Raw genomic sequence first — 21,119 nt, 5'->3', positions numbered from 1 at the left:
ACTTCTGGTCGGCTGAGACCTCCTCAGGCAACACCAAGTGGGACACGCTCTGATCAACTGACAGGAACCACTGACATGGACTTCGGCGTCGTTCTGCAGACCAACCCGCCCGCGGCCCGCACCATCCAGCTCGCCAAGCTGGCCGAGGCGCACGGGTTCAGCCACGTGTGGACCTTCGACTCGCACCTGCTGTGGGAGGAGCCGTACGTCATCCACTCGGCGATCCTCGCCGAGACCAACCGGGTCACCGTCGGACCGTTCGTGACCAATCCCGCCACGCGCGACTGGACGGTCACGGCATCCGTCTTCGCCACCCTGAACGAGATGTACGGCAACCGCACCATCTGCGGCATCGGGCGCGGCGACTCGGCGGTGCGCGTCACCAACGGCAAGCCGGTGTCGATGCGCGAGCTGCGCGAATCGATCCACGTGATCCGTGAGCTCGGCAACTCGCGGGCGGTCGAGTACAACGGCTCGACGCTGCGGTTCCCGTGGAGCCACGGCTCCACGCTGGACGTGTGGGTCGCGGCGTACGGCCCGCTCGCCCTCACACTGACCGGCGAGGTCGGCGACGGCTTCATCCTGCAGCTCGCCGACCTGGATGTCGCGGCATGGATGATCAAGACGGTCCGGGATGCCGCGGCCAATGTCGGCCGCGACCCCGACTCGATCGCGTTCTGCGTCGCCGCCCCGATGTACATCGGCCAGGACCGACCGTACATGCGCGATCAGTGCCGGTGGTTCGGCGGGATGGTCGGCAACCACGTCGCCGACATCGTCGCCAAGTACGGTCACCACGCCGACGAGAGCGGCGTGCCGGCCGAGCTGATCGACTACATCGAGGGACGCGTCGGCTACGACTACAACACCCACGGCAAGGCGGACAACGACCACGTCGACTTCGTGCCGGACGAGATCATCGACCGCTTCTGCATCCTCGGCACGGCCGAGGAGCACATCGCCAAGCTCGAGGCGCTGCGAGCGATCGGAGTGACGCAGTTCGCGGGCTACCTGCAGCACGACAACAAGGAGGAGACGCTCCGCGTCTACGGTGAGACCGTCATCCCGGCTCTGTCCGAGCACCTGATCGCCAAGCAGTGACATGACCACGACCCTCGAGCCCCTCCGCGAACAGCCGGTGCCGCCGACGCCGGCGCGTGCGGCGCGCACCGGTCGAGCGCGCGCGCTGTCCGCGTGGGGCTGGGGCGCCGTCGGGATCCTGTTCGTCGCCGTCGTCTGGGAGCTCTACAAGCTGCTGGGGCCGGCGGATGGCGTGGTGCTGTTCGGCATGCGGGTGCTCCCCCGCACCACGGATCTGGCCATGCCGCACATCTGGGACATGATCGCGCGTCTGATCGCGCCGGTCACCCGCGCGGAGGGCTCGCCGCCGCTGTGGGGCGTCATCGCGATCGCCGCGCTGACCACCCTGGGAATCGCGGCGGTCGGCTGGGTCGTCGGGGTCGTCGTGGGCATCGGTCTGGCTCTGGTCATGCAGCGCTGGCGCCTGGTGGAGTGGGGCCTGCTGCCGTGGATCATCCTCAGCCAGACCGTGCCGCTGATCGCGTTCGCGCCGATCGTGAAGAGCTGGGGCTCGCGGGTGCAGATCGGCCCGATCGAATGGCAGGACTGGATGTCCGTCGCGCTGATCGCGTCATACCTGGCCTTCTTCCCGGTCGCGGTCGGCGCGCTGCGCGGACTGCAGTCACCCGACCGCATCCACACCGAGCTGATGCGCACCTACGCCGCCGGCTACTGGCAGACGCTGCTGCGACTGCGGCTGCCGGCATCCGTCCCCTACCTGCTGCCCGCCCTCCGCCTGGGCGCCGCCAACGCCGTGATCGGCGCGGTCGTCGCGGAGGTCTCCACCGGCCTGCAGGGCGGGATCGGGCGGCTGCTGATCCAGTTCGCCGGGCAGGCCTCCGGGGACCCGTCCAAGGCGTGGGGGCCGATCTTCGGTTCCATCGCCCTCGGGCTGGTCGCGGCCGGTGCGGTGGCGATGCTCGGACTGCTGTTGAAGGACTACCGACGAGGAGAAGCGACCTGATGGCCGTTGGACACGCGCAGCACGGCTCGAACGACGCCCCCGGCAGCGACTCCGTCGTCGTCCGCGACGTCGCCAAGACGTTCGCCACCAAGACCGGCGACGTCAGCGCGCTGCAGGGCATCGACCTGACCGTCGCGGACGGCGAGTTCGTGGCGCTGATCGGCCCCTCCGGATGCGGCAAGTCCACACTGCTGCGCCTGATCGCCGACCTCGATCCGCCCACGGCCGGCACGATCGAGGTCTTCGGCAAGCCCGCGAACCGGGCACGCCGGGATCAGGACTACGGCATCGCGTTCCAGCAGGCCGGCCTGCTGCCCTGGCGGACGGTGGCGGCCAACATCTCGCTCCCGCTCGAGCTGCACGGCGTCGGCGCCGCGGAGCGCAAGGCCCGCGTGGCGGAGCTTGCCGAGCTGGTGGGGCTGACCGACTTCGCCGACCGGCATCCCGACCAGCTCTCCGGCGGCATGCAGCAGCGGGTGGCGATCGCGCGATCGCTCGCCGCGCGGCCGAAGCTGCTGCTGATGGACGAGCCGTTCGGGGCGCTGGATGAGATGACCCGCGAGCACATGCAGACCGAACTGTCGCGCATCGCCGCCGAGACCGGAGCGGCCGTCGTGTTCGTGACGCACTCCATCCCCGAGGCGGTCTTCCTCTCCGACCGTGTCGTGGTGATGTCCCCCCGTCCCGGCCGGATCACGCACATCATCGAGACCGGATTCGGCAAGGATGCCGCGCGCGACGAGTCGTTGCGCGAGTCGCCCGCGTTCTTCTCCCGGGTGACGGCGGTACGCGAAGCCCTGCACGGCACCTCGGTGCCCACCGGCGGCCGGGAGCAGCGATGACCACCGTGCGTCAGCCGCAGCCCACCCGGCAGAGCCCGGCGGGCTGGAGCCCGGCGACCGAGCGCCGCCTGCGGGTGATCGCCCCCATCACGGTCGGGCTGATCGGATTGGTCACCTGGCAGTTCCTGGTCAGCGTCGTCGGGGTCTCCGACTACCTGCTGCCCAGCCCGGCCGCGATCGCCCAGCAGTTCGCCGAGTTCGGCGGCGCCATCTGGCAGGCGGCGCTGATCACCGGGACGAACGCGCTGCTCGGCCTGGTGGTCGGGACGGTCCTGGCGATCCTGCTCGCCGCCCTCGCATCCCGCTGGCGGGCCGTCGACGGGATGTCCGCGCCGATCGTGGCATCCCTGGCGGTGGTGCCCATCGTGGCGCTCGCACCGGTGCTGAACTCGATGTTCGGTGCCGACAGCCAGTTCGGTCGGCAGGCCATCGCGGCTCTGGCATCGTTCGTCCCGGTCTTCTTGAACACCCTCCGCGGACTGCGCCAGACCCGGCCCGTGCACCGCGACCTGATGCGCAGCTACGCCGCCACCGGCGCGCAGGCGTTCCGCACCGTCACCCTCCCGACCGCGCTGCCGTACCTGCTCACCGGCGTCCGGATCGCCAGCTCGCTCGCGGTGATCTCCGCGCTGGTCGCGGAGTACTTCGGCGGCCCGCGCGGCGGGCTGGGCAGTGCGATCTCCACCTCGGCGGCCACCAGCGCGTACGCGCGGGCCTGGGCGTACGTGGTGGCGGCGATCGTGGTCGGTCTGATCTTCTACCTGGCAACCGCGCTCGCCGAGCGCATCGTGCTGCGCCGCATCCCCGTCGGAGGAGTCCGATGACGCACCGTCCGCAGGATGCCGCGCCCCGTCGTCCTCGCCCGGCGAGGTCGGTTCCGCACCACCGCAGCACCTCCCAAGAGAACCCGAAAGGAACGACATGAGACACAGCACACGTCGCGGCCTCACCAGGCGCGCAGCAACCGCGGGCGCGTTCGCGCTGTCGGCCGCACTCATCCTGACCGCGTGCTCGGGCGGGGGCGGCGCGTCGCCGACCTCCGACGACGGCGGAGAGCTCACCCAGGTCAAGCTTCAGCTCCAGTGGCTGCCGCAGGCTCAGTTCGCCGGCTACTTCGCCGCCGCCGACCAGGGCTTCTTCAAGGACGAGGGCCTCGAGGTGGAGATCATCCCCTCCGGCGGCGACATCGTCCCGCAGGACGCCCTCGCCAACGGCGACGTCGACTTCGCCATCGCGTGGGTGCCGAAGGTGCTCGGATCGATCGAGGCCGGCGCCAACCTCACCGATATCGCGCAGATCTTCCAGCGCTCCGGCACGCTCCAGGTGTCCTGGGCGGACTCGGGCATCGACTCGGTGGCCGACTTCGAGGGCAAGAAGATCGGATCGTGGGGCTTCGGCAACGAGTGGGAGATCTTCGCAGCCATGGCAGCGGAGGGACTGGACGCGAGCACCGTCGAGATCATCACGCAGGACTTCAACATGAACGCGTTCCTGCAGAACGACATCGACGCGGCGCAGGCGATGACCTACAACGAGTACGCGCAGCTGCTCGAGACGGAGGACCCGGAGACCGGCGAGCTGTACCAGCCGGATGACTTCAACGTCATCAGCTACCAGGACACCGTGGGCGCGATGCTGCAGGACGCCATCTGGGCCGACACCGAACGGCTCGAATCGGACCAGGAGTACGCCGACACGGCAGTGAAGTTCCTCAAGGCCGTGATCAAGGGCTGGGTGTACGCGCGCGACAACGCCGAAGAGGCCGCGGCGATCACGATCGCTTCGGGCTCGGCCTGGGGCCCGAGCCACGAGCTGTGGATGATGAACGAGACGAACAAACTCATCTGGCCGGCCGCCGAGGGCATCGGCATCATCGACGAGTCCGCGTGGACGCAGACCGTGGAGGGAGCCCTCGCCGCCGTCAACGAGACCGGCGCGCACCTGATCACCAAGGAGCCGCCTGCCAGCGCGTGGAGCAACGAGTACATCCAGAAGGCGCTGGATGAGCTCGAGGCCGAAGGCGGCATCGACTTGACCGGCGAAGGTTTCACGCCCATCGAGGTCGAGCTGCAGGCGGGCGGCAACTAGCCCGACCGAAGCCGGATGCCGGCCGCTGGGCGCGTGCACTGCGCCCGACGGCCGGCATCCGAGTTGCCATCCGCCCGCCGAGCGAGGAGCCTAGCGGCAGGCCGGCGCACCCCCGACCCGCAGACCGGAAGAGGACCCGCATCGCGGGAACCGGGAAGATCACCGGTAGAACGAAGGACACGACGATGACGACGACATCCGCCACCGACCTGGACGAGACGACCAAGCGTCTTGACCGCGAGCACGTCTTCCACTCCTGGTCGGCCCAGGCCGCCCTCGACCCGATGGTCATCGCCGGCGGCGAGGGAACTGTCGTGTGGGACCACGCCGGCAACCGGTACCTGGACTTCTCCAGCCAGCTGGTCAACGTCAACATAGGGCACCAGCATCCGGCGGTGGTCCGAGCCATCCAGGAGCAGGCGGCTGTCCTGACCACGATCGGGCCGGCCACCGCCAACCTCACCCGCGGCCAGGCCGCTCAGCGCATCCTGGCGCGCGCCGGTGCGCCCTTCTCGAAGGTCTTCTTCACCAACGGCGGTGCGGACGCGATCGAGAACGCGATCCGGATGGCCAGGCTGCACACCGGTCGCGACAAGGTGCTGTCCACCTACCGGTCCTACCACGGCAACACCGGGGCGGCGATCGTCTCGACCGGCGACTGGCGTCGCATCCCCAACGAGTACGCGCGCGGCCACGTCCACTTCTTCGGGCCATACCTGTACCGGAGCGAGTTCTGGTCCGACAGCCCCGAGCAGGAGAGCGTGCGCGCCCTGCACCACCTCGAGCGGGTGATCCAGTCCGAGGGCCCGGCCGGGATCGCCGCCATCCTGCTGGAATCCGTGCCCGGCACCGCGGGCATCCTGATCCCGCCGCCGGGTTACCTGGCCGGCGTGCGCGCCCTCGCCGACAAGTACGGGATCGTGCTGATCCTGGACGAGGTGATGGCCGGCTTCGGGCGCACCGGCCGGTGGTTCGCGTTCCAGGGCCACGACGTCGTGCCCGACCTGATCGCCTTCGCGAAGGGCGTCAACTCGGGGTATGTGCCGGTCGGCGGCGTCGCGATCTCGGCGGAGATCGCGGCGACCTTCGATGAACGGGTCTTCCCCGGGGGGCTGACTTACAGCGGGCACCCCCTCGCCGCGGCATCCATCATCGGAGCTCTCGACGCGATGGAGGACGAGGGCATCGTCGAGAACGCCCGGCGGGTGGGTGCGGACGCGATCGGGCCGGCCCTCGCGCAGCTGCAGGAGCGGCATCCGCTCATCGGCGAGGTCCGCGGCGAGGGCGTGTTCTGGGCGATCGAGCTGGTGGCCGACCGCACGACGCGCGAGCCGGTCGGGGCCGACGTGATCGGGCGGCTGAAGAAGGAGCTGGTGTCGCGGGGTCTGCTGCCGTTCTCGGCCGAGAACCGCATCCACGTCGTGCCGCCGTGCGTGGTGACCGACGACGAGGTCGGGCAGGCGATGTCCATCTACGATGAAGCGCTGACCGTCCTCGAGAGCGCCTGACCCGCGCCCGCGGAGCGGGCGAAACTACCGAGACCACCGACCGCGACCTACGCTGGTCGTGCACCCGTGGCCCATCGGGCCAGGAAGAGAAGGAAACACACCATGACCGACACCACGACGCTCGAGCAGACGACGCCGTCCGCCACCACGATCCTCGACCACTGGGTCGACGGAAAGACGTGGACGGGCGCCTCCAGCCGCACCGCACCGGTGTTCAACCCCGCGTTGGGCACGGTGCAGCGCGAGGTGCGCCTGGCCTCGACCGCGGACGTCGACCAGGCCGTCGCCTCGGCGGCCGCGGCATGGGAGCAGTGGCGCGACGCCTCGATCTCCAAGCGGCAGACTGTGCTGTTCGCGTTCCGCGAGCTGCTGAACGCACGCAAGCAGGAGCTCGCCGAGATCCTCACGTCCGAGCACGGCAAGGTGCTCTCGGACGCGCTCGGCGAGATCGCGCGCGGCATGGAGGTCGTGGAGTTCGCGTGCGGGCTGGGGCACCTCACCAAGGGCGCGTACTCCGAGAACGTCTCGACGGGCATCGACGTCTACACGCTGCGCCAGCCGATCGGGGTCGTCGGGATCATCAGCCCGTTCAACTTCCCGGCGATGGTGCCGCTGTGGTTCTTCTCCGTCGCCCTGGCCGCGGGCAACGCCGTGATCCTCAAGCCCTCGGAGAAGGACCCGAGCGCCGCGAACTGGATGGCCGCGCTGCTGAAGGAAGCAGGACTGCCCGACGGCGTCCTGAACGTCGTGCACGGCGACAAGGAGGCCGTCGACGCGCTGCTGGAGCACCCGGATGTGCGCGCGATCTCGTTCGTCGGCTCCACGCCGATCGCGAAGTACGTCTACGAGACCGCTACCGGGCACGGCAAGCGCGTGCAGGCGCTGGGCGGCGCGAAGAACCACATGCTCGTCCTGCCGGATGCCGACCTCGACCTGGCCGCGGACGCCGCCGTCAACGCGGGCTTCGGCTCGGCCGGTGAACGCTGCATGGCGATCTCGGTGGTTCTGGCCGTGGACACGATCGCCGACGAGTTCGTCGCGAAGGTCTCCGAGCGGATGGCCACGCTGCGCACCGGCGACGGCACTCGCGGATGCGACATGGGACCGCTGATCACGGGGGTGCACCGCGACAAGGTCGCCTCCTACATCGACGTCGCCACCACCGACGGCGCGTCGGTGGTCGTGGACGGGCGCGATGTCGAGCCCGACGGCGACCCGGACGGCTTCTGGCTCGGACCGACCCTGATCGACAACGTGCCGACCGACTCGTCGGTCTACCTGGACGAGATCTTCGGTCCGGTGCTGTCGGTCGTGCGCATCGACGGCTACGAAGAGGGCCTGGGCATCATCAACGGCAGCCAGTACGGCAACGGCACGGCGATCTTCACGAACGACGGCGGCGCCGCGCGCCGCTTCCAGCGCGAGGTGCACGTCGGCATGATCGGCATCAACGTCCCGATCCCCGTTCCGGTCGCCTACCACTCGTTCGGCGGCTGGAAGGCGTCGCTGTTCGGCGACGCGAAGGCGTACGGCCCGCACGGGTTCGACTTCTACACGCAGGAGAAGGCCGTGACGAGCCGGTGGCTGGACCCGTCGCACGGCGGCCTGAACCTCGGCTTCCCTCAGCACGACTGACCGCGCGCGCCGCGCTGCCCGCGAATCCGGATGGGCGTCACGAGACGGGGTCCGGCGACCTCCGTCTCGTGGCGCCCATCCTGTTCGCGGTTAGAGGGAGATCGGCCGGTTCTCGTAGAACGTCTGCAGGACCACGGTCGTGCGTGTGCTCACCGATGCCGCCAGGCGGATGTCGCGGATCAGGGTCTCCAGATCCCGGGGCGTCGCGACCCGGACGAACAGCAGGTACGCCGCGTCGCCCGCGATCGAATGGCACGCCTCGATCGCGGCCAGGTGCTCGAGCATCTCGGGCGCGTTGTCCGGCTGGGATGGATCCAGCGGGGTGATCTCGATGAAGGCCGACAGGGATTTGCCGACCGCCTCGGGGTTCAGGAGCGCCCGGTACCCGACGATGACACCGGTGCTCTCCAGGCGCCGCAGCCGCGCCTGCACCGCGGACACGCCCAGGCCGACGTGCTCGGACAACTGAGCGAGCGTCGCCCGCGGGTCCCGTGAGACCTCAGCGAGGATCAACAAGTCGACAGGATCGGTCATGGGATGAAAGAATATCGGCACATCCCGCGATCTGCCGGAATGTTTCCGCCTCTCCTCGGATCGGAGGTTTCCGTGTCCCTCAGCCAGACCCACCACACCGGTGTGATCCAGGCCGTCGTCGGCGAACCCGAGGTCCTCGAGGACGCGCCTTTCCGGCTGCCCGCCCACCGCGTCGCCGACGACCCCGACCTGGCCGGCGACGTGGAGGGCTCGGCCGCCTGGCTGAGCCTGAAGGCGTCGGCCACGGCGCTGCAATCCCTGCAGGCCCAGGACGGCTGTGTTCCGGATGCCGCGCACCACGCATCCGCCCGCGCCCACGTCGAGGCGATCATCGCCGCGATCGTCGACCTCACGCCGCGATTCCCGCACGACCACTCGTACCTGACGGCATCGGTGACGGATTTCCGGCGCTGGGCCGACGAGGGCTTCGGCGTTCCCGACTTCTACGATTCGCTCGTCGCGTTCCAGCCGCAGGAACACCGCGTGGACGGCATCCGTCACCTGGTCGTGTTCCCCATGTACACGCAGAACGGCTCGTCGCGGCGTCACGTCGAGGCGCTGATCGTCGAGGTGATCTGGCCCGAGTTCATCGCCCAGCTGGAGACCGAGTACAGCAACCGGCTGTTCGTCTCGCTGCGGCTGGTGGATTTCACGCCCGGATACGACACGAACTCGGCGGTGCTGTTCCCCGAGACCGTGGCGATGCGCGAGATTCCGACGTTCACGTGGGGCGGGATCTTCCAGGACCGCGAAGCGGCACGCTACCGTCGCGTCGTGCGCGCGGCATCCGGGATCACCAAGCTCGATCTGCCTGCCGAGGCGGAGCGGATGCTGGAGGATCAGGCGCTGACCGAGAAGACGTTCGTGATGTGGGACATCATCCACGACCGCACCCACATGCGCGGCGACCTGCCCTTCGACCCGTTCATGATCAAGCAGCGGATGCCGTTCTTCCTGTACTCGCTCGAGGAACTGCGCTGCGACCTCACCGCGTTCCGGGAGGTCGTCGCCATCCAGAAGCGCCTGAGCGACCGCGTCGGATCGGGTGCGGCGCTGTCGCCGGCGGAGTCCGAGATGCTCGAGCACGCGCGGCTGGTGCAGTACGCGGTGATCTTCGACCGGATCTTCCGATTCGCGATCACCGGAACGCGCGTGCGCAACTACGACGCCGTGGGCGGTCAGCTGCTGTTCGCCTGGCTGCACCAGCGCGGCGTCCTGCACTGGACCGACACCTCGCTCGCGTTCGAGTGGTCCGGAGTACCCGCCGCGGTCATGGCGCTCGGGGACGCGATCGACGAGCTGTACTGGCGTTCGATCGACCGGCCCAAGACCGCGCACTGGCTGGCCGCGTATGAGCTGGTGCGGGGCACGCTCACCCCCAGCCCCGCGTCGCGGTGGGCGCGCGGTCTGCCCGACGAGGTGCTGGCCGGGCCGGCGAAGGCGTACACGGACGCGGTGCTGGACGACGAGTTCCCGCTGTCGATGTTCTTCGAAGCGCTGGAGAAGAAGATGCGTCCGGTGATCGACTCCACGGCCGGAATCCGTGGCGGAGCCGATGACCCGAGGCTCCGCGCGCCGGGTAGCGGCGCCGGGGGAAGGTGGGGATGATGCCTGATGTCAGCGGACGCCTCGTGCTGATCGCGGGTGCGACCAGCACGAGCGGACTGGTCTGCGCCCGCGCCCTGGCATCGGCCGGCGCCCGGGTCGTCGCGGTGGGGCGGGATCCCGGAAAGCTCGAGGCGCTGGCCGTCGAGGTGCCCGGCATCGCGGTGCGCGCCTGCGACCTCACCGACGAGTCGGCGGTCCGAGCGCTGGCCGAAGGGGTGCACCGCACGGACGGGCGCGTGGACGGTGTCGTGCACCTGGTCGGGGGCTGGCGCGGCGGCGGCGGACTGGCCGGCCAGAGCGACGAGGACTACCGGTTCCTGGAACGCTCGTTCACGGCCCTGCGCCACGTGAGCCGCGCCTTCGACGCCGATCTGCGCGCATCCGCGGCCGGACGCCTCGCGATCGTGTCCTCGACCGCGGTGGCCCGGCCGCTGGCGGGCGGGGCGAACTACGCCGCCGTCAAGGCCGCCAGCGAGGCTTGGACCCGTGCCGTCGCACAGGGCTTCAGTAAGGGCGCGCGGGATGCCGGTGACGACCTGTCCGCTGCGGCGGTGATCTTCCGGGTGAAGGTGCTGGAGGGCCGGGAGGACGCGCTCGCCGCGCACGTGGTCGGCCTGTGGCGTGTCGAGGCGGCATCCGTCAACGACACCGTCGTCACGCTCGCCGACGAGAGCTGAGCGGATCGAGCGATCAGGACACCTGGTCGGCCTGGACCGGGTCCGGCGCCCGCTCGTACTCCTTGGACAGCGTGCGGTAGCTGCGGGTCGTGAACGCGAGCAGCGCGACGGCGACCATCACCAGGCCGCTGACCAGGAACACCAGCGCGATTCCGCGCGCCTCCCCGTCGCCGAGGAGCCACCCCCACGCCTGCAGACCGGCATCCGAGTTCATGTACGGGATGATCCAGAACTGCGCGATCGGCGCGATCAGGAACGCGGTGATCGGAGCGGCGGCGGACTCGAACGCCGCCGCGAAGCCGAAGACCCGTCCCTGCGTGCGGAACGGCACGACCTTCTGGATGACGGTCTGCTCGGATGCCTCGACCGCCGGCACCAGCGCCATGTACACCCAGATGCCCACGGCGTACAGCCACCACCACTCGCGGATCGTGAAGATCGCGCCCAGCACCCCCATCGCCAGGACGACGAGCAGCATCGTGCGGATGGGGTTGCGGCCGAGCCCCCGCGCGGAGATCACGATCCCGCCGATGATGAACCCCGTCGAGGCGACCCCGAGCACCACGCCCCACCACTCGACGGGGAACAGCGTCAGTCCGTACGGGTCCATCAGCGCCATGTAGACACCGCCGATGAGGTTGTTGAAGGTGGCGAAGATGATCAGGGCGAACAGGCCCGGTGCAGAGCGGATGGCGCGGATGCTGCCCCGCACGTCCATGACCGGCTGCCGCTCGCCCTCCCGAGCGGGCTTGTCCTCGGGGATCCGCAGGAAAGCGACGTGAAGCAGCGCGAGCAGGGTGAACGCGATCGCGATGACCAGTGTCCAGCCCATGCCGAGCAGGCCGATCGCCAACCCGCTGAACACGCTCGTGACCGTGAAGGCGATCCCCTGCACGGTGCCGACCATGCCGTTGGCGTTGGCGTGCCGCTCGACCGGGACCAGCAGCGTGACCGTGGTGGACAGCGCGATGTTGCGCATGTTCTCGATCACTCCGCCGAACAGGATGATGCCCGAGAACAGCCAGAACCACGGCCCGCCGATGTCCAGGAGCGCCGATTCCGGCTGGGCGAGGTAGAGCGCGCCGGCGATGAGGAACGATGCCAGCGTGACCAGGCTGGAGAGCACCATCACGACATGCTTGCGATACCGGTCGACGATCGTGCCGAACACCATGGAGAAGATCGCGACGAACAGCATGTACGCGCCGCCGATGATGCCCGTGGCCAGCACCGACTGCGTCTCGATGTAGACCCAGAACGTGAGGGCGAACCACAGGAAGCTGGTCGTGATGTTCGCGATCGCCGTGTTCACCAGCACCTGGATGAATGTGCGCATGCCCCCAGGCGGCGCCGTCGTGCCGCGGTGCTCCGCGGTGCCGCCCTGCTCCGCGGTGCCGCTCGCCGGGGCCGCCATCGCGCCCGAGTCGCCTGGGGAGGTCATTTCGCGAGGATACCGAGGGCCCCGGACATCCGGAACCCCGCTCGCGCGCCCCGCACCCGGGTGCGATCGCCCCCCACGAGTGCAGCCCTCTTGTCCAGGCACTGGACCAGTCCGCCGCGGGACATGAGGATGCCGCCGGCGCCGCCGTCAGCACCTTCCTGCGCGACGGGGCAGCACGTGACGGCGGCCGTAGGCTTGAGGATGTGACTCCGCTTCATGACACCGCCGTGCGCGGCTTCGCCTCGGACAACTACTCCGGCATCCACCCCGAGGTGCTCGCGGCCATCGCCGCTGCGAACGACGGCCACCAGATCGCCTACGGCGAGGACGAATACACCGCGCGGCTGCAACAGGTCTTCACCCACCACTTCGGCGACGGCGTCGAGGCCTTCCCCGTCTTCAACGGCACCGGCGCGAACGTCGTCGGCCTGCAGTCGATGCTGCCGCGATGGGGCGCGGTCATCGCGGCATCCACCGCGCACATCAACGTCGACGAGGGGGGTGCGCCGGAACGGGTCGCCGGCATCAAGCTCCTCACCGTCCCCACGGACGACGGCAAGCTCACTCCCGAGCTGATCGACCGTGAGGCGTGGGGATGGGGCGACGAGCACCGCACGCAGCCGCTGGTGGTCTCGGTCACCCAGTCCACCGAGCTGGGCACGGTGTACTCCGTCGACGAGCTGCGGGCGATCGCCGATCACACCCACGCGCTGGGGATGCGACTGCACATGGACGGCGCACGCGTCTCGAACGCGGCAGCCTCGCTGGGCCTGCCGTTGCGCGCCTTCACGCGGGACGTGGGCGTGGACGTCCTGAGCTTCGGCGGCACGAAGAACGGCGCGATGCTGGGCGAGGCGATCGTCGTCCTGGATCCCGAGGCCTCCGCCGGTCTGACCTTCCTGCGCAAACTGAACATGCAGCTCTCCTCGAAGATGCGGTTCGTCTCCGCTCAGCTGATCGCGCTGCTGGAGGGCGACCTCTGGCTGCGCAACGCCTCCCACGCGAATGCCATGGCGGCTCGCCTGCGCGCCGCCGTCGAGGCCGGGGTGGCCGACGGTTCCCTCCGCGGAGTGGCCTTCACCCAGCCGACTCAGGCCAACGGGGTGTTCGCGACCCTCCCCGCCGGCGTGGCCGACCGGCTGCGCGAGGCGTTCCGCTTCTACGACTGGGATGCGGCCACGCGCGAAGTGCGCTGGATGTGCTCGTTCGACACCGACGAAGCCGACGTCGACGCGTTCGTCGCCGAGCTGGCCCGCCTGGCCGGATAGTCGCCTCTCGGCCCACGACACCGCCCGCGCGGCAGGCCGGGGAACCGTCAGGACAGCACGTCCCGGGTGACGAACCGTGCGATCGCGGCCGCACCGAAGACCAGCACGTAACCGGCCTGCAGCAGAGCATTCGCCGCGAACGAGTCCCACACCACCGGCGCGCGCAGCAGATCGGCGAAGTCCAGCCAGCGGTCGGTGAACAGCAGCGGATGCAGCGCCTCCAGCTGCGGGATCGCCCCGACGATCTGCGCGGTGACCGCGAGGATCGCCGTGGCCGCCATCGCCCCGACCGGGACGGTGGTCAGCGCGGAGAAGAACAGACCGATCGCGGACAGCCCGAGCAGCGACACGGACGCATACCCGGCGATCGCGAGCAGCCGGATCAGGCCCTCCACGACCGAGACCTGCACGCCGGACAGCAGCGTCACCGGTCCCACCGGGAACAGCAGCCAGCCGGCGAGCGTGCCGACGACGACGAGCGTGAGCGTGCCGGCGACGCAGAACGCCGCCGCGAACAGATACTTCACGACCAGCAGCCGCACCCGCCCGGCCGGCGCGACCAGGAGGTAGCGCAGCGTTCCGTGAGCGGCCTCACCGGCGATCGCGTCGCCGGCGGCGACGCTGACGGTGAGCGGCAGAAACAGCGGGATGGCCACCGTCAGCGCAGCAAGTCCGACGAACAGGCCGTTGCCGGCGATCTGATCGAGGAACGCCGGCCCGCGTCCCGGTCGGGAGCCGCCCACCAGACGGATGGCGACCGCGACGAGAACGGGGATCAGCGCGAGCGCACCGAGCATCGCCCACGTGCGCCGGCGGCCGAACTGGGTGGCCATCTCGTTCCCGAGCAGCTGCAGGGTGCCCCCCACCGGGCGCCGGGCAGCGACCCCGCCCGCGCGCACGCCCGCGTCGGCCCGCTCAGGGGAGGACATCGAATCCCTCGCCGGTCAGTTCCACGAAACGCTGCTCGAGGCTCGCACCGGCGACCTCGAAGCCCCGCACGCGCACGCCCGCCGTGACGAGGGCGCGGACGACCTCCTCCGGCTCCACGCCGTCGGGGATCGTGCCGGAGACACGCTCGCGGTCGGATGCCGATCCGGCCGGGTCGGTCTGCACCCCGAGGCCGGCGAGCACGCCGCGCGCCCGCTCCAGGTCGGGCGTGCGGACGTGCACGCGGCCGGGCCCGCCGGAGCGGCGGAAATCCTCCAGCGTGCCCTGCGCGATCAGGCGCCCGGCGCTCATGACGCCGACGTGCGTGCACAGCTGCTCGACCTCGGCGAGGAGGTGGCTGGAGACGAAGACGGTGGTGCCTTCCGCGGCGAACGAGCGGATCAGCGCCCGCACCTCGCGGGTTCCCTGCGGGTCCAGGCCGTTGGTGGGCTCGTCCAGCACGAGCAGCTCCCGCGGCATGAGCAGGGCGTTGGCCAGTCCCAGCCGCTGTTTCATGCCGAGGGAATAGGCGTGGGCCTTCTTCCGCGCGGCGTGCGAGAGCCCCACCCGATCCAGTGCGGCGGCCACCCGGGCCGGCCGGGTGCGCGGCGACGAGTGCCGGTCGGCCGCATCGAAGCGCCGCAGATTCTGCTCACCGGTCAGGAACGGCGAGAACGCGGGTCCCTCCACAAGCGCGCCCACGCGCGGGAGCACGTCATCCAGCGCCCGTGGCATCGACGATCCCAGCACACGCGCGTTGCCGCTGGTGGCCCGCAGCAGACCGAGCAGCATGCGGATCGTGGTGGTCTTGCCCGAGCCGTTCGGCCCGAGGAAGCCGAAGACGGCGCCGCGCGGCACGATCAGATCGACCGCGTCGACGGCTGTCTGCGCTCCGAACCGCTTGGTCAGGCCGGACGTCTCGATCGCCGGCTGGGCGGCGGGGTTCGCGCTCGCCACTGGGTCAACGGCCGGTCTGGGCGGCTTCGACCAGACGCGATGCGGGAACAGCCCCGGCCAGCATCCGGCCGTCGTCGGTGATGAGCACGCTGATCAGCGATGTCTGCAGCACCCGTCCGCCCTCCACTGCAGTGGTGACGGCCTCCAGCTGCGCGCGCTGCCCGGAGCTGAGCCCACCCCCCGCTGCCGTCTCCGGCAGCTGGACCACGGCCGACCAGCCCCGGCCGTACACCGTCGGCGCGTCCGGGTCGCCCCTGCCGTGCCGCGCAGCCCAGTCCTCAGGCGAGGGCAGCGCGAGCACCTCATCCACGACGGCGATGCCATCGGCCGGGGTGAAGGCGAGCGCCGCAGGATCCGGCGCCTCGAAGCCGACGCGCGTGAAGGCGATCTGGAACGCGGGCTCGTCCGAGCCCCGAGCGGTGATCGAGGCTGCCAGCGCGGCGCCGTTCTGGCCGTCGATGGCGAAGCGGATGTCCCCGATGAGCGTGTCCTCGGCGCGCGGGGTGAGGATCAGCTCGTACACGTCGCGGCCGGCAACGCGGGCGTCCGTTCCGACGGTGACCTCGGTGCTCTCGTCGAGTCGCGCCAGAGCCTCTTCCAGCAGCCGCTGCGGAGTCGGCACCGCAGCGTCCTCCGGCGGGCCCGGCAGCCGGCTGCGCCACTGCTCGAGGTCGGAATCGGACGGCAGAGTCAGGCGCGTGGCGGTCTGGGACTCGCTGTCGACGTACCAGGCGATGTCGGCGTCACCGTCGACGTACACGTTGCGTTCGGCAAGCCGATCCAGAACCTGCAGACGCGCGCGTTCCCCGTCGAGGTAGACGTTCGCCGTATGGGTTCCGGCGATCAGCCCGAGGACGTCGTCGAGACCGGCCGCGGCAGCTGCGGAGTCGTCCGCGCCGGACGCGCCGGTCAGTGCGTCCAGGTCGGGAAGCCCGAGCTCGGATGCCTGCTCGATCGTGCCGGTGAGGGTGTCGACCTCGCTCGCACCGGCGAACTCGATCAGTTCCTGGACGCTCTTGTCCGGCAGGTCGACCGCGCCGCTGGCCGCGATCGGCACCAGGATGCCGGCACCCACCAGGATCGGGACGGCCAGCGCACCGGTCCACGCGAGGGCTCGGCGGTCCCGGATCCGGCCTGCGGAGCTCATGCGCCCCAGGCTACGCCGGTCGCGGCATCCCGTCCCCGGTCACAGTGAACACTCAGGATGCCGGGTCAGCGCAGCGCGCCGACGCTGGCCAGACCGAGCCGGATGAGGGTGCCCCGGCCGCCCTCCATCTCGGCGGCCAGGCTGTCCGAGGCCGCCTCGCTGGGCGGCATCCAGGTCACCTCGAGCGCATCCTGGCGCGGCTCGCAGGTGCCCGTGACCGGAACGACGAACGCCAGCGACACCGCGTGCTGCCGGTCGTCGTGGAATGCGGAGATGCCGGGCATCGGGAAGTACTCCGCAACGGTGAACGGCACCGGCTGCAGCGGCAGGAGCGGAAACGCCATCGGCCCCAGATCGTTCTCCAGGTGCCGGAACAGCGCGTCCCGCACGGTCTCGCCGTAGCGGACGCGCCCGCTGACGATCGTCCGGGTCATCTCTCCCAGTGGCGTGGCGCGCAGCAGGATCCCGACCTCGGTGACCGCGCCGAGACCGTCGGTGCGCACCGGGATCGCCTCGACGTAGAGGATCGGAAGTCGACGCCGCGCCTCGGCGAGCTCGATCTCGGACAGCCAGCCCGGGTTGGCGGCGCTGCTCGGAGTCGGCGATCCGAACGACCCGTTGCCGAGCGAGCGGGGATCGCCGCCGAACCCCTGGCCGCGGAGCGGGTCGTCCGCGCCGCCCGCGTCGTCGCGGTCGTCCGGGTCGGGATCGGGAGTTCGCACTGCCATGTCTCCTGTATACCCCAGCAGTCCCGTGCGTGCCGCACGGCGGCGCCGACTGGAATGATAGGCGCATGGCCGTGCCCCCCGCCCTCGACGATTCCGCCGCCCTGTGGTCCGCCCAGACTGCGGAGCGAGCCGGTCGACCGCTGCTGGTCCTGCTGCACGGGTACGGCGCCGATGAACGCGACCTGTTCGGGTTGGTCCCGCACCTTCCGCCGCAGTTCGTCGTTGCGGCCCTGCGTGCGCCGCTCGCACCGCCCTTCCCCGCGCCGGGCTATTCCTGGTATCCCATCGAGGGCATGGAGGGACGCGATGCCCGGCACGTGACCGGTGCCGCGTCCCTGGTGGTCGACTGGGTGGACGCGGTCACCGCCGACGCCCCCGTCGGACTGCTCGGCTTCTCTCAGGGCGCCGCCGTCGCCCTGCAGGCGCTGCGACTGCAGCCGGAGCGATTCGCGTTCGCGGTGAACCTCAGCGGCTACGCCACGCCGGGCGAGCTGCCGGGAGATGCGGCGCTCGCCGAGCGACGCCCGCCCGTCTTCTGGGGACGGGGAACGCACGACGACGTGATCCCGCAGTTCCTGGTCGAGCACACGGTGACCTGGCTGCCTGAGCACGCCGACCTCAGCGGTCGCGTCTACCAGGGGCTGACCCACAGCGTCTCGGAGCCGGAATTGGACGACGTTCGGGTCTTCCTGCACAAACAGCTCGAGATCCTCGAGCCGGATCCGCAATCCTGAACGCCGACCGGATGCCGCGCCTGCGGCATCCGGGTATCATGATCGTTCCTGCCCCCGACGTGAGGAACCTCCGGTGAGACTGATCGACGCCTCCGCGCCCGCATCCGCGCGCTGACCCGTCGACGCTCACCGTCTGGGGCTTCCTCCAGCGAGCATCGCCCCTTCGATCCGATCGAGGCCGGGCGACCGGTGTCAGCGCATCCCTGAGAGATCAGGCCTGACAACCCGGGAGGCTTCATGCCCATGCACTCCCCCACCGCCTCCGTTCGGCACAGCATCGTCCTGGACCACGTGTCGTTCCGCTGGCCGGACGGCACGCCGGCGCTTCGCGACGTCTCCGGCGCGTTCGGAACCGGCCGCACCGGACTGGTCGGCCGCAACGGCTCCGGCAAGTCCACGCTGCTGCGCCTGATCGCGGGCGAGCTCACCCCCTCGGCCGGGCACGTCTGGACGACGGCGGACGCCGCGTACCTGCCGCAGCGACTCACCCTGGATGTCGGACGGACCGTCGCCGAGCTTCTGGGTGTGGCCCCGACGCTGACCGCGCTGCGGGCGATCGAGTCCGGCGACGTCGACCAGCGTCACTTCGACGTGGTCGGCGACGACTGGGACATCGAATCACGCGCGCACGCCGCCCTGGCCGATGCCGGCCTCCAGCCGGACATGCTCGACCGCAGCGTCGGGGAACTCTCCGGTGGGGAGTCGGTGCTCGCCGCGATCGCGGGCATCCGGCTCGGCACGCCGTCGATCACGCTGCTGGACGAGCCGACGAACAACCTCGACCGCGACGCCCGCGCACGCCTGGCGGCCATGGTCCGCGGCTGGCCGGGCGCGCTGATCGTGGTCAGCCACGACCTGTCATTGCTGGAGCTCATGGACGACACCGCGGAGCTGTACGACAGTGCGCTGTCGACTTTCGGCGGGCCGTACTCGCAGTGGCGTGCCTGGCTGGATGCCGAACAGGACGCCGCCCGGCAGGCGGAGCGAGCGGCTGTGCAGGTCGTGCGCCGAGAGAAGCGGGAGCGGATCGAGGCGGAGACGACGATCGCGCGGCGTGAGCGGACCGGTCGCAAGGCCTCCGCGGAGAAGCGGCTGCCGAAGATCGTCATGAACGCGCGCAAGCGGGAGGCGCAGGTCTCGGCCGGCAGGCTGCGCGGCGAGAAGGCGGAGCGGGAGGCGACGGCGCGCGCTGCGTTGGAGACCGCTGAGCGCCGTGTCCGCGACGACGATGCCGTCCGCATCGATCTGCCCGATCCCGGGGTTCCGGCCGGCAGGCGCATCACGACCATCGGCGACGGCGAACGCTCCTGGTACATCCGGGGACCGGAGCGGGTCGCGCTGGTCGGCGCGAACGGCGTGGGCAAGACGACCCTTCTCGAGTGTCTGGTCGGCGGCGGGTGCGAGCGCGCCGCCGCGCAGACAGACCGCATCGGCTACCTGCCGCAGCGTGTCGACACGCTCGACGAGGCGGCGTCCGTCCTGGCGAACGTGCGCTCCGCGGCACCGGCGGTGCCGGATCGCGAACTGCGCAACCGGCTCGCGCGCTTCCTGTTGCGCGGCGACGCGGTCGAACGGCAGGTGGGCACCCTGTCCGGCGGTGAGCGCTTCCGGGTGGCCCTCGCCCGTTTGCTGCTGGCCGATCCTCCCCCGCAGCTGCTCGTGCTGGACGAGCCGACGAACAACCTCGACCAGGACACCGTGGACCAGTTCGTCCAGGCGCTCACGGTGTATCGCGGTGCGGTGCTGGTCGTCAGTCACGACGACGCGTTCCTGGACCGGCTCGGCATCGATCTGACCCTCGAACTGAGCACCGACGGTCGGATCACGCAGCAGCGGTGACGGTACCGACGTGCACCGGCGGGGGGCTCAGAGCCCGTTCGCGACCAGCGACCCCAGTGCGCCGAGGACCTCCGCGCTGCTCCACGGTGCGTCGCGGGCGACTTCGGCCGAGAGCACGTTCACGCCATCGGTGAGTTCGAACATCGTGCCGGCGATGTATCCGCCGCCCGGCCGCGTATAGGCCTCCACGGCGTGCGCGCCGGTGTCCACCGGCGCCCCTTCACCCGCCCACGGAACGTCCCACCCCAGTCCCGCCGTCGAGGACAGGATGAGACGGTTGGCCGCCGTCGCGGCATCGTCCAGCAGGCACATCCGATACGCTACGGCGGTGTCGGCGAGCGCTGTCCCGGCGGAAGGCGTGTCATGGTGGCCCAGCCACGTTCCGGTCAATTCGGCACCGAGGAGCGTGCCGACCGATGCTGCCAGCTGCGCACAGTCCGGCGCGCTCCACCACCGGCTCCGGTCCTGTTGCCACGTCGGCTGCCCGTACACGTCCGCGCGCGCGGCGATCTTGCTTCCCAGCAGATCGCCCAGGGAGTCCACTCGCTCTCGGGTCATGGCGGGCAGGCCTTGGAACGACCCGACGATCCGCAACCCCTCCGTCTCCCACTGCCACGCGCAGACCCAGTCGGGATTGCACTCCTGGAAGTACAGCTCATCCTGGTCGGGCGTGAACTCCGCGCTTCCCAATCCGGCCCTGGGCAGGATCTCGAAGCCGCCCCTGACCGCTTCGCCCTCCCACTCGCAGCTGAGCCCGCCCACTCCGTTGAGGGATCGCGTCCAGCGCTCGTCGCGACGGAAGACCCGCGTGACGGGTTCGCCGATGGTGTGCGACAGCTCTTCGGGGGTGAGGGCCGCCACGCAGTCGCCGTCCATCACGGTCGGAGGCCGCTCACCGGGAGCGACCACGAGCGCCTGCGGTGCGGGTGACGACGGGGTTACCGGCGCCGGCGTCGAGGTCGGTGTCGGCGGCGGGACGGGCGTCGCCGCGCAGCCCGCGAGCAGGGCGAGCACCAGCAGCGGGACGACGGTGAGGGGGCGGCGCATCGTCTGTCCAATCCGTGGGCTTACGTGACAGTAGCGCGCCGAACCTTCTGCCCGGCGCGGACCGATCCGTCTCTCGCGGCTCCTGGCACGCGCGA

The 21,119-nt window shown here is 70.4% G+C and carries 19 protein-coding genes; 12 read left to right on the top strand and 7 right to left on the bottom strand.

The annotated features are described in order from the left end of the window. Positions 1–75 precede the first annotated feature (75 nt). The 7 genes from NQ152_RS06670 (at position 76) to NQ152_RS06640 (ending at position 8,117) form a co-directional block, all read left to right on the top strand. Complete coding sequence (locus NQ152_RS06670; RefSeq protein ID WP_257523446.1) at positions 76–1,101, top strand: TIGR03842 family LLM class F420-dependent oxidoreductase; 1,026 nt, start codon at positions 76–78, stop codon at positions 1,099–1,101. Position 1,102: 1 nt separating this feature from the next. Continuing rightward, positions 1,103–2,044: an ABC transporter permease gene (locus tag NQ152_RS06665; RefSeq protein WP_257501434.1), complete on the top strand. Its 942-nt coding sequence runs from the start codon at positions 1,103–1,105 to the stop codon at positions 2,042–2,044. Beyond that, a complete protein-coding gene (locus tag NQ152_RS06660) occupies positions 2,044–2,886 on the top strand; it encodes an ABC transporter ATP-binding protein (RefSeq protein WP_257501433.1) in 843 nt (280 codons plus the stop codon). Before NQ152_RS06665 ends, NQ152_RS06660 begins: the two co-directional genes overlap by 1 nt. Further along, entirely contained in the window at positions 2,883–3,710 is an 828-nt protein-coding gene (locus tag NQ152_RS06655; protein ID WP_257523445.1) for an ABC transporter permease, read from the top strand. The genes NQ152_RS06660 and NQ152_RS06655 overlap by 4 nt, the downstream gene beginning before the upstream one ends. Positions 3,711–3,807: 97 nt before the next feature. Next, on the top strand, positions 3,808–4,974 hold the full coding sequence (locus NQ152_RS06650; RefSeq protein ID WP_257523444.1) for an ABC transporter substrate-binding protein: 1,167 nt from the start codon (positions 3,808–3,810) through the stop codon (positions 4,972–4,974). 185 nt (positions 4,975–5,159) lie between these two features. After that, positions 5,160–6,482, top strand: coding sequence for an aspartate aminotransferase family protein (locus tag NQ152_RS06645; protein WP_257523443.1), 1,323 nt, complete (start codon positions 5,160–5,162; stop codon positions 6,480–6,482). 102 nt (positions 6,483–6,584) lie between these two features. Next, entirely contained in the window at positions 6,585–8,117 is a 1,533-nt protein-coding gene (locus NQ152_RS06640; protein WP_257523442.1) for a CoA-acylating methylmalonate-semialdehyde dehydrogenase, read from the top strand. Positions 8,118–8,207: 90 nt separating this feature from the next. On the opposite strand, the gene NQ152_RS06635 is transcribed toward NQ152_RS06640, so the two are convergent. Further along, complete coding sequence (locus tag NQ152_RS06635; RefSeq protein ID WP_257501428.1) at positions 8,208–8,651, bottom strand: Lrp/AsnC family transcriptional regulator; 444 nt, start codon at positions 8,649–8,651, stop codon at positions 8,208–8,210. Between the two features lie 72 nt (positions 8,652–8,723). On the opposite strand from NQ152_RS06635, the gene NQ152_RS06630 reads away from it, so the two are divergent. Together NQ152_RS06630 and NQ152_RS06625 are read left to right on the top strand one after the other, a co-directional pair. Beyond that, positions 8,724–10,259, top strand: a complete 1,536-nt coding sequence (locus NQ152_RS06630; protein ID WP_374113569.1) for a DUF6421 family protein — start codon at positions 8,724–8,726, stop codon at positions 10,257–10,259. After that, positions 10,259–10,936 (top strand): SDR family oxidoreductase, encoded by a 678-nt coding sequence (locus NQ152_RS06625; protein ID WP_257523441.1) that lies wholly within the window; start codon positions 10,259–10,261, stop codon positions 10,934–10,936. Before NQ152_RS06630 ends, NQ152_RS06625 begins: the two co-directional genes overlap by 1 nt. Positions 10,937–10,949: 13 nt before the next feature. On the opposite strand, the gene NQ152_RS06620 is transcribed toward NQ152_RS06625, so the two are convergent. Next, positions 10,950–12,272 (bottom strand): MFS transporter, encoded by a 1,323-nt coding sequence (locus NQ152_RS06620; protein WP_257501477.1) that lies wholly within the window; start codon positions 12,270–12,272, stop codon positions 10,950–10,952. Positions 12,273–12,580: 308 nt separating this feature from the next. On the opposite strand from NQ152_RS06620, the gene NQ152_RS06615 reads away from it, so the two are divergent. Continuing rightward, complete coding sequence (locus NQ152_RS06615) at positions 12,581–13,645, top strand: low specificity L-threonine aldolase (protein WP_257523440.1); 1,065 nt, start codon at positions 12,581–12,583, stop codon at positions 13,643–13,645. Positions 13,646–13,692: 47 nt separating this feature from the next. Here the strand turns inward: NQ152_RS06615 and NQ152_RS06610 are convergent, their stop codons facing one another. From NQ152_RS06610 to NQ152_RS06595, 4 genes are all read right to left on the bottom strand, one after another. After that, positions 13,693–14,574: an ABC transporter permease gene (locus NQ152_RS06610; protein ID WP_257523439.1), complete on the bottom strand. Its 882-nt coding sequence runs from the start codon at positions 14,572–14,574 to the stop codon at positions 13,693–13,695. Continuing rightward, a complete protein-coding gene (locus NQ152_RS06605; RefSeq protein ID WP_257501424.1) occupies positions 14,561–15,529 on the bottom strand; it encodes an ABC transporter ATP-binding protein in 969 nt (322 codons plus the stop codon). The genes NQ152_RS06610 and NQ152_RS06605 overlap by 14 nt, the downstream gene beginning before the upstream one ends. Before the next feature lie 4 nt (positions 15,530–15,533). Then, entirely contained in the window at positions 15,534–16,676 is a 1,143-nt protein-coding gene (locus tag NQ152_RS06600; RefSeq protein ID WP_257523438.1) for a DUF2092 domain-containing protein, read from the bottom strand. Positions 16,677–16,741: 65 nt separating this feature from the next. After that, positions 16,742–17,404: an NUDIX hydrolase family protein gene (locus NQ152_RS06595; RefSeq protein WP_257501422.1), complete on the bottom strand. Its 663-nt coding sequence runs from the start codon at positions 17,402–17,404 to the stop codon at positions 16,742–16,744. A 65-nt stretch (positions 17,405–17,469) separates the two neighbouring features. On the opposite strand from NQ152_RS06595, the gene NQ152_RS06590 reads away from it, so the two are divergent. Then, complete coding sequence (locus tag NQ152_RS06590; protein ID WP_257523437.1) at positions 17,470–18,138, top strand: alpha/beta hydrolase; 669 nt, start codon at positions 17,470–17,472, stop codon at positions 18,136–18,138. A 237-nt stretch (positions 18,139–18,375) separates the two neighbouring features. Continuing rightward, a complete protein-coding gene (locus NQ152_RS06585) occupies positions 18,376–19,977 on the top strand; it encodes an ABC-F family ATP-binding cassette domain-containing protein (protein WP_374113568.1) in 1,602 nt (533 codons plus the stop codon). A 27-nt stretch (positions 19,978–20,004) separates the two neighbouring features. Here NQ152_RS06585 and NQ152_RS06580 read toward each other — a convergent pair whose 3' ends face one another. Continuing rightward, positions 20,005–21,024: a hypothetical protein gene (locus NQ152_RS06580; protein ID WP_257523435.1), complete on the bottom strand. Its 1,020-nt coding sequence runs from the start codon at positions 21,022–21,024 to the stop codon at positions 20,005–20,007. Between the last annotated feature and the right edge of the window lie 95 nt (positions 21,025–21,119).

The organism is Microbacterium sp. zg.B48 (genome assembly GCF_024623505.1).
In the GTDB taxonomy this organism is placed as follows: domain Bacteria; phylum Actinomycetota; class Actinomycetes; order Actinomycetales; family Microbacteriaceae; genus Microbacterium.
This window is presented reverse-complemented; position numbering and strand designations above follow the sequence as displayed.